This is a genomic window from Terriglobus sp. YAF25, assembly GCF_052113305.1.
Classification (GTDB): Bacteria; Acidobacteriota; Terriglobia; order Terriglobales; family Acidobacteriaceae; genus Terriglobus.
The window spans coordinates 1-8764 of the sequence record NZ_JBFRCY010000257.1 but is presented as its reverse complement, the minus strand read 5'-3'; the positions used below and the strand labels follow the sequence as shown (position 1 = coordinate 8764).

The 8764-nt window shown below is 58.2% G+C and carries 7 protein-coding genes; 3 read left to right on the top strand and 4 right to left on the bottom strand.

Annotated elements, in window-relative coordinates; genetic code table 11:
* Window positions 1–157: 157 nt before the first annotated feature.
* On the bottom strand, window positions 158–1102 hold the full coding sequence (locus AB4043_RS12425; RefSeq protein ID WP_442299955.1) for a carboxypeptidase-like regulatory domain-containing protein: 945 nt from the start codon (window positions 1100–1102) through the stop codon (window positions 158–160).
* Window positions 1103–1420: 318 nt separating this feature from the next.
* On the opposite strand from AB4043_RS12425, the gene agaR reads away from it, so the two are divergent.
* Window positions 1421–2212: a transcriptional repressor AgaR gene (gene agaR, locus AB4043_RS12420; RefSeq protein WP_442299956.1), complete on the top strand. Its 792-nt coding sequence runs from the start codon at window positions 1421–1423 to the stop codon at window positions 2210–2212.
* Between the two features lie 123 nt (window positions 2213–2335).
* On the opposite strand, the gene AB4043_RS12415 is transcribed toward agaR, so the two are convergent.
* The 3 genes from AB4043_RS12415 to AB4043_RS12405 all read right to left on the bottom strand — a co-directional run bounded on the left by AB4043_RS12415 (window position 2336) and on the right by AB4043_RS12405 (window position 5385).
* Window positions 2336–3382 (bottom strand): amidohydrolase family protein, encoded by a 1047-nt coding sequence (locus tag AB4043_RS12415; RefSeq protein WP_442299957.1) that lies wholly within the window; start codon window positions 3380–3382, stop codon window positions 2336–2338.
* Window positions 3383–3445: 63 nt separating this feature from the next.
* Complete coding sequence (locus AB4043_RS12410; protein ID WP_442299958.1) at window positions 3446–4384, bottom strand: carbohydrate kinase family protein; 939 nt, start codon at window positions 4382–4384, stop codon at window positions 3446–3448.
* Window positions 4385–4386: 2 nt separating this feature from the next.
* Window positions 4387–5385 (bottom strand): SIS domain-containing protein, encoded by a 999-nt coding sequence (locus AB4043_RS12405; RefSeq protein ID WP_442307171.1) that lies wholly within the window; start codon window positions 5383–5385, stop codon window positions 4387–4389.
* A gap of 17 nt (window positions 5386–5402) precedes the next feature.
* On the opposite strand from AB4043_RS12405, the gene AB4043_RS12400 reads away from it, so the two are divergent.
* Both AB4043_RS12400 and AB4043_RS12395 read left to right on the top strand, forming a co-directional pair.
* The gene (locus AB4043_RS12400; protein ID WP_442299960.1) at window positions 5403–7100 is read left to right on the top strand and encodes an MFS transporter; all 1698 of its coding nucleotides are present in this window, start codon (window positions 5403–5405) and stop codon (window positions 7098–7100) included.
* 521 nt (window positions 7101–7621) lie between these two features.
* Window positions 7622–8740, top strand: coding sequence for a hypothetical protein (locus tag AB4043_RS12395; protein ID WP_442299961.1), 1119 nt, complete (start codon window positions 7622–7624; stop codon window positions 8738–8740).
* Window positions 8741–8764 lie beyond the last annotated feature (24 nt).

Below are 8764 nucleotides of genomic sequence, written 5' to 3'. Positions count from 1 at the left end.
TCGTCAAGTGGCGCAAAGCGTTGGTCCACACGGCTGACCGCCTGTTTCCACGAAGCTACGACAACCTTTATAAAGAGCTCGTCCATCGTTCCTCATCCTTTTTGCGGAGTTATCCATTGGATGTCTTCGCCGTCGTGGCGATGCGAAACGATGCGACTTAGTTCTTCTCGTGATTCCCCGAGGTGAGCTTCTTCAGGATGAACTCCTGGGCGAGAGCGTTGAGCATGCGCCCTCCTGCGGCCGTCAGCGCTGTGTTGAAGACAAGACTGGGACCGCGATTGGATTCCGGATAGTAGAGGTTTGAAAGCGCACCCGAGGCGAGGTCGCCTCCGATAGACGAGTAGTTGAACTGCCACTTCCCGTTATCGCCCTTGCAGATAAATGGACTGGAGAGCGCATGCAGTGCGCGAGACTTCCTTGTGCCTGTCCCCTGGTAGAAGTAGCGCGGATCCTGATGGAGGAGCGACGGCAGAACAGCGCCGCCAATAAGGATGTCGCTCACGCCGTCGGCATAAATGGCGCCATATCGTTGACCGTATCCCTCGGCGCCCTGGCGAAAATCAGGGCGGTCCGCAGCCTGATAGATGCCCGAGATAAACCCAACTCCGGCAAAGGTAACAACGTCGGTAGAAGCCTTCAGAGCCAGGCGGAATTTCAGCGCACTCGTCATCGGAACCGCATTGTGGTCATAGACCACGTAGAAGTTCGGGATCACACCCAGTACGCGCTGCTTCTCTTCTTCCTTGACCTGCTCCTTCGCCAGCTCTTCCGGAAAGATCGCAGTCACCTCGGTATCGAGCGTCGCGATCGCAAGCTTGATCTCCGGCAGTTCCATATACTGCCCCGGCGTCAGCGTCACAGAATTCGATGTCCAGGAAGCAAATCCATTGACCGACACGTTGAACGTCACCGCAGTCCCCGAGGGCACACGCGGTAGCAAAAAGACACCGTCCCCTCCTGAAACCGCAGAAACGCCATCAACCGTCGATCCGTTGCGAACAACGGTAATCTTCGCTCCCGGAATGGCTGCGCCGTCGGTATCCATAACCACACCGGCAATGGAGCCGGGCTGGGGCGCCGGGCCTTCTGGAACGGCAATCATTTGCTGTGCGCGTGCGATTACCGCAGCGAAACAGAAGAACAAGACGAGCAATTGTCGCGAACAGGGCATATAAGTCTTCCCAATAGATGAGGGGAAAGGTCTGAAAGACGCGGACTTTTGTGCAGTTTTATGCGGTTTTACGGGCTGTTCGGCTGCACATAGCCCGCAAAATAATTTGCATCCGATATCCCATGGCGTGAGCGACAAGACCAGAAACGCAGATCAAGGTTGCGGTCACCCGATGTAATTGCATGCCAAAACAAAGGTTTCGCCTCATAATTGGGAGTTGAATAAGATCCATCGCCCGAGAAGAAAAGAATGCGGCCTACCACTCCCGACGGAAATGAAATGCTCATCGATGAGCGCCGTCATCACATCCTCAGCAAGATGCAGCAAGAGGGACGGGTCCTGGTCTCGGAGCTTTCTGACACTCTGGGCATCTCGCGAATTACGATCCGCAAAGATCTGGACTACCTGGAATCCAAGGGCATGGTGCGCCGCACCCACGGCGGCGCCATTCCTCCGCAGGGAAGCATCCTGCAGGATCTCTCTTTCCGCGAGAAAGAAAAAAAGCAGTTCAAGGAAAAGCAGCGGATCGCCAAAGCGGCTGCCGCGCTTGTGGAAGAAGGCACGTGTGTCCTTCTGGACTCGGGCACCACAACCAGCGCCATTGCGCAGGAGCTGAAGCGGTTCTCGCACTTAACGGTGATCACCAACGCGGTCAACATCGCCGCCGAACTCTCCGGGACGGACTTCGAGGTCATCATCACCGGGGGCACACTGCGGAAGAACTCCTTCTCTCTGGTAGGCCCGCAGGCAGAAGATATGTTCCGCGAGGTTCACGCTGACATTCTTTTCCTCGGCGTCGACGGCTTCGACACGACCATCGGCGTCATGACACCCAATATGCTTGAGTCGCGTGTGAACCGCGCCATGGTCAAATGCGCCACGCGTGTGGTCGCGGTCTGCGACTCCACCAAGTTCGGCCACCGCAGCCTGGCGCTGATCGTTCCTCCGACAGCGATCCATGCCGTGATTACGGACGATCAGATCCGTGACGAAGATGTGGAAGCACTGAAAGCATCAGGCATTGAAGTGATCATCGCCTAGGCGAAAGCATTTTCCCTGTTGCTGGGTATCCCGGAAGCGGTGTGCAGCGGCGTTTTCATTGCGGAAAACGCCCRYAGATACSGAATCCCTACACTACACCTACAGGGARAATACTCGAATCGCCTATTGCGGAAACAGCTTGAGGGCGTTGTCGCGATAGACCTTCTTGAGCACATCGTCCGGCAGGTAGAGCCCGTAGATGTTCCACCGTCCCTGCCGCGACGCATGCGAGGGATACTCGAAGTACTCGTCATCGGTTTCCAGGAAGCGATAGTACAGCCGGTACATCTCGATCTCCGGAAGCAGATCGGTGCCGAACAGAATGCGATCGGCATACTTCAGGAAAAACCTGCGAGCGGTGTAGGGCTGCCGGCCCAGCTCCGGCGTGCGGGCGCTGATGTCGATCATCAGGTTCGGCAGCGCCTCCATCTGCTCTGCGAGATAGGCCAGATCCTCGCCTGACTCAGCACAGTGGGCTCCCACAAAGGTCATCGAAGGGTGACGCGCAATCACACGGTTCCGCTGTTCGAGCAACTCCCGCTTGCTGAACAGTGAATTGCTGAAACCCCAGTCAGGATGAGCGGCGAGCTCTTCATAACGCTCGTTCTTCGCGTCAATGGGATCGAAGAACGCACTCGGGTCAGCGGTGTGGAACATGACCGGCAGGCGAAGCTTTCCGCACTCCTCGAAGATGGGAATCAGACGCTCATCGTCGATCCGCAGCAGCTTGCCTTCGCGGTCACGCACGGAAAGGCCAAGGTCCTTCCAGAACTTGATACCGATCGCTCCGTGCTCCACCAGGCGATGAAGACGAGCGATGGTCACCTGGGCAAAGTCGTCGCGTTCGACACCGTGCCAATCCATCCACCCTATGCTTGCAAAGCGATCCGGAGCTGCCTGATGAAACTTGTCGAGCATAGCGATCGCACGATCGCCCACCTGCATGGTGATGTTGACGATGCGTTCGACGCCGCAGGCATCCATGATGCGCAATACCTCGGCAGGCTCCATGGAGTCGAGATGGTTGTGATAATCGATGACTGGAAACTTCGGCTTCAACGGCGTCCGCACGGGCGTGACCAAGGACGACCGCGGCTGAAACTCGCCCAGTGGAAGATCGACACGCGCCACCGCACTCACTATATCGACGAACTTGTCGCTACCTGCCATGCTTCCTCCGATTTCTCACGCTCCGTGATATGCCGCTTTTCAGGCTCCGTGATATGCCGCTTTTCAGGCTCCGGGAATATGCTGCGCCAGAAATGCCTTCCGAAACTCCGCATCGCGAAAGGCCTCAGTTCCGCCGGGACGCTGCGTTGAAAGCGCTGCCGCGACATTGCCCATGGCCGCACAGATCGGCAACGGTTCCACTGCGAGAAAGCCTTTCAGAAAACCTGCATTGAAGCTGTCCCCCGCACCGATCGTATCCACCGCTGCCACGGGAATCGCGGGAACGTGCCAGAGACGATCTCCCTGCCGCACCACCGCACCTGATCGTCCCTGCTTGACGGCAACCACAGGCACGCGCCTCGCGAGACGGCTGATCGCCTCGTCCAGATCATCGCAACGGGTCATGCGGCGAGCCTCATCATCGTTTGGCAATAGAAGATCGATGGAATCGAGCATGCGGTCCAGAATGCTGCCCCATTGATCATCCGGGTCGTCGTTGGTGTCGAGAGAGACCGTACATCCTTCAGCGCGCAGCTCGCGGCAAAGCTCAGGCAGTTCGGCATGTAAACCGCGCTGCAAAAACAGAGAGGAGATGTGCAGGTGCTTCGCCTGGCGAAGATACTCCCGATCAATCTCTGCAATCGTAAGCTCCGCCATCATTCCGGGGTACGTGAGGATGCGACGTCTCGAGCCATGATGCAGCAGAATCGTCACCCCGGTCTGCGACTGCGCTTGCACCACATCGCGCGGCAGGTCGACACCGGCTTCGTGCAACCGCTCCAGTGCGATGGCGCCCAGAGGGTCGCCTCCCACCTTGGTGATAAAGCCCACCCGGCAGCCCAGCGTGGCGAGGTTATGCGCCAGGATGGAGGACGAGCCACCGAGTGTCATGCGGAAGTCTTTTGCCAGCACCTCCCGCTCGAAGGGCAACTCCTCCTCGAGACCGTACAGAATCAGGTCGAGGTTGGTTTCACCGAGAACGACAAGGTCGAGCGCAGGCATCTTCAAATCGTCACGACACGGCTGAGATTGCGCGGGTTATCGGGGTCGAGGCCTTTTTCCAGACCGCGGTAGCTACCCAGCAATTGTCCCCACACCACATACACAATAATGCGTGCCAACTCGGGCACTGGCAGGTCAAGTTCGATGACCAGATCGGCAAACTGCCGCAGCTCAGGCGTGGCCATGTTTGCAATCGCCAGCGTGCGGCTGCCAAGCTCCTTCATCTCACGAAGCACGGCGACCTCGGCGTCGAAGGCTGACTCAGAGAGCAGCGCGCCGACAACCGTATCGGGTCCGACGATGGACTTCGGTCCGTGGCGGAATTCGAGCGTGTGGAAGAACTGAGCATAGCTTGACGAGGACTCCATCACCTTCAACGCGGTCTCCTGTGCGATGGCGTACAGCGCCCCCTGCCCCAGGAAAGCAAAGTCATCGACCGGAGCCTTGGCGAAGGCCTCCACCTGCGGTCCATAGACTTCCAGAAGGCGCTCAAGATGATCGGGCAGCGCACGCAGAGCAAAGAGAAAAGCTTCGTCCCCTGCCAGGACCGCTGCCAGATATTGCAGGCCAAGCACCATGGAGGTGAACGATGCCGTCATCACCGTGCTCTCTTCCACGACCGGAAACTTCAGCACGCGCGGTGTCATCTGTTCCAGCTCGCGACCGTCGCAGGTTACAGCAAGAAAATCGACAGCTTTGCTCTGTAACAGAGCAGCAACCTGCAATACTTCAGAGGTATGACCCGAGCGTGAGATCAGAATGGGGAAGTAACGGGAGGCATCCTGCGGCAACGCCAGCGCTGGAAAAAGCAGAATCTCAGAGGCCGGCATCGCCCGGGCCGGAGCGCGAAGCAGCGAGGTCACACTCGCGGCAGCCGCCTGGGCGAGATAGAAACTGGTTCCACAGCCGACAAAGACCCATTCCTTCTTCTCAGGCTCACATCCCTGCACCAACACACGCAGATCGGCGGAACCCAGTGCTTGCAGGCAGTCACGCCACAACGTCAGCCGGAGAGTCTATGGGCCGTTCTAATTCCACGACAGCTTTTTACACCTATCTTTTGTTGTCTGTTGCCGGCCTGGGCGGACTTTTATATGGCATCGACGTTGGCATCATCTCGGGCGCCTTGTTGTATCTGGAAAAGACAGTAGATCTAACCGTTAGCCAGACTTCCATCCTGGTGGCGGCAGTCCTTGGTGGAAGCACGTTGTCCTCTTTGATCGCCGGCTTCATGGCCGACTGGTTCGGCCGTAAAAAGATGATCATCGTCAGCGGTGTGCTCTTTGTTCTGAGCATCGTGCTCATTGTTTTATCGCAGGGCTTCGTGTCGCTGCTCTTCGGCCGCATTCTGCAGGGCCTCAGCGGCGGCATTATCGGCGTCGTCATCCCGCTGCACCTCGCCGAGAGCCTTCCCCCTTCCACACGCGGACGTGGTTCAGCCATCTTTCAGTTCCTGCTGACGCTCGGGATTGTCGTCGCCGCCGGTATTGGCGTGTACTACAGCCGTGGGGCCGAACAGCTTATCGCCACAGCCAACGGCAACGCCTCCATGATTCACACGGCACAGGATCATGCCTGGCGCGGCATGTTCCTCTCCGTCATCTATCCCGGTTCCCTCTATCTGCTGAGCACCTTCTTTGTCAGCGAGTCACCGCGCTGGCTGCACCGCCGCGGCCGCCGCGAAGAGGCGCGGATCGCGTTGGAAAAGATCGTCTCGCCCGCAGAAGCGGAGCGCGAGTTGCTCGAGATGGACTCAGTGGTAGCGCCGCAGTCCGGGTCGTCGTCCAAGCCCGCCTTCGCCGGGTCTCTGCTGCAGCGGAGGTACATCGTTCCTTTTGTACTTGCCTGCGTCATCCTTGGCTGCAATCAGGGAACAGGCATCAACTCCGTGCTTGGATATCTTTCGGTCATTCTGAAGCAGGCGGGGATGTCAGCCGTTGAAGCCACGCGCGGCGATTTCGCGGTAAAGCTGCTCAACTGCTTGATGACCGTGGTTGCCGTAGCGCTGGTCGATAGGAAGGGCCGCAAGTTCCTGCTGATGCTCGGAACCGGCTCCATCGTAGTCGCGCTGGGTATCGGCGGGGTACTGTTCCGGACCTCAGAGGCGAAACGCATTGAAGTCGCCGACCAGGTGCGCACGCTCGTACAGGGCAATCATCTCAGCGTCACTCCTGAGTTCGTCCGCAATCAAGGCGGAGACAGCAGTCTGACGGTGCTCTACAACTACGGCGACGGCGAGAAGATCGCCACCCTGAGCGCAAACGACAAGGAAGCGCTGCAGGTCGCGCCCGAAAAGGCTAAGCCCGATGCACCGCTGAAGATCACTCGCGCCTTCGTCGCTCCCCTGCCCTCGCGCCAGACCGCGTGGCTCATCGCACTCAGTCTCGCGTTCTTTATCGCAGGCTATGCCGTCGGACCGGGAGTCGTCGTTTGGCTGGCTCTCTCCGAACTGATGCCGACCCGCATCCGCTCCGTTGGTATGGGCATTGCGCTGCTCATCAATCAGGGCGTCTCCACTACGATTGCCGGTGTCTTCCTGCCTGTAGTCTCCTCACACGGCTATGCGGCCATGTTCTTCTTCTGGGCCGCGTGCAGCCTGGTCTACTTCCTGACTGCCACCTTCTTTCTTCCCGAAACCAAGGGAAGAACACTCGAAGAGATCGAGGCTATCTTCGCCGGAGAGAAGCATGCCGAGATGCCGGAGACAGCCAGATAACCCACACCCGCGTCTCAGAACGCAAAAGGGCCGGCAAGATGCCGGCCCTTTTTTATTGTTCCGGCGCGGCAAACAGTTGTGACCCGCGTCACAGATCGAAGTGCCGGAAGTCGATACAGTACCTCCATCGATGGTCGAAAAGGGATTGCGGGTGCAACACCTCAGCGACCCCGAAATAGACCGAGTGAACCGCCAGCCGGGGTAACCCGGAGGACGACCAGACCCGAAAAAATCGACCGCGTCCCCGAGATGCTGTCGAGGCCTGGAACTATGAGAATAGTGTTCACCCAAGGGCTGCGATGGCAGTGATCCACCTTGACTGACTCGGTGAACACAAGCCAACCAAACGGATGACTGCCTTCCGTCGCAGCCCTTTTCTCTCGTGGCGGGGCTTTCACGCGTTACAGCAGATCAAACTCATCACGCATCTTCACAAGCAATCTAGTGATAGCAGCGCTATGCTATCGAAGCGCTGTCCTGTGCTGTCGCGATCACAGGCTACCTGGAAGGGACGGAGCCGCATGCTTGAAACCAGCACACAAAACGCGCCGGAGCTGGAGCTCTCGCTCAAGGGCACGCTGCTGCTGCTGGTACAGTTCGACGTCTGCGATGAGATTCAGATCGATCAGCTAGCCCAGGTCCTTGGTATCCCAACAGTTTCGCAGTCCGGTCCGCGCCCATCCGCACCCATTTATGGGAGATACGAAAGACCTCCCCTCGTCGAACCATTCGAGGATGTGCTGTTCCCAGGGGAAGGAAAGCTCAGCGGTGAGGTCAAGTACTACGACTACGGCGTGCTCAGTGTCCTGATCCACCTGCCGTTCAGTGGTGACTGGCCCTCACTCATCAGGCAGACGGCTCACTGGATGTGGGAGGTAGACCTCGCTGCCCATGCCGAGCGCATTGTGCACGAGAAGATCGCTCGAGCCACACCTTGCATGATCAAGGCATACAAACGTTACCTGAGTGAGGAGTACGTCATCTTTCATACCCGGAACCTCTCCGGAGTCCGTAACGCTGCGCAGATGCTCTCACAGCATGGCTCTCGTATCGCCCAGGTCGTGCGCGGCGATAGCGGTGAGCTTTCCGAGGGTGAGGTCACGGAGGTGTTGCGATCGCAGATCTCCTACTATGCCACCGACCTGGCCGTAGTTGGCTGGAATGCCGCATTCCTGTACGACACTACCGCAGACGCGAAGGACGCAGTTCAACTGCTGGAGTATGCCAACTCCCAGCTACTGGAGCTTCGCTACTACGATGAGTTGCTCACACAGGAGCTGGCGGGTGTCTACAAGCAGCTCGAGAGAAAGACTGGAACGCTCGCCCGATGGAGACTGGCTGGTTCCGCCACACGGCTGCAGACAACTCTGCTGGAGGTCTCCGAGCTGACCGAACGCGTCGATAACGCGATCAAATTCCTAAGTGATATGTTCGCCGCGCGCCTGTATCGACTGGCTGCCACGCGGGTTGGCGTGGCAGATTACCGGAATATCGTCACCGCGAAGGTGCATGTCGCGGAAGATCTCTACCGGTACATGGTCGATCAATTCAATCAGAGCCGCGCCTTCCTGCTCGAGCTGACCGTTGTCATCATCCTGGTCGTAGAGCTGATCTTCCTCTTCCGTGGAAAAGGCTTCTGATTCGATTGTCCTTGCGGGCAGACG